Origin of the sequence: Acinetobacter sp. ESBL14, from assembly GCF_036668815.1 — a bacterium.
GTDB classification, from domain to species: domain Bacteria; phylum Pseudomonadota; class Gammaproteobacteria; order Pseudomonadales; family Moraxellaceae; genus Acinetobacter; species Acinetobacter gyllenbergii.
Map to the genome: position 1 here is coordinate 1 of NZ_JAZEVS010000099.1, position 214 is coordinate 214.

At 53.3% G+C, this 214-nt stretch carries 1 protein-coding gene; it reads left to right on the top strand.

The annotated features are described in order from the left end of the window. Positions 1–214: hypothetical protein (locus V6E90_RS21800; protein WP_332606449.1), on the top strand; the 214-nt coding region annotated here is incomplete at both ends.

Here is a 214-nt window from a genome sequence, read left to right on the forward strand (position 1 = left end):
ACACCAAATCCAGGTGGCTTGACCAATGGTGAGACCGTCACTGCAACAGCGACAGACCCAGCGGGTAACACCTCATTACCAGGTACCGGTACGGTTTCTACAGATGTGACTGCACCGATTGTGACGGTGGATGATGATCTGAGCAACGATGCAACCCCTGCATTGACGGGTACCGTGAATGATCCAACAGCCACGATTGTGGTGACTGTGGATG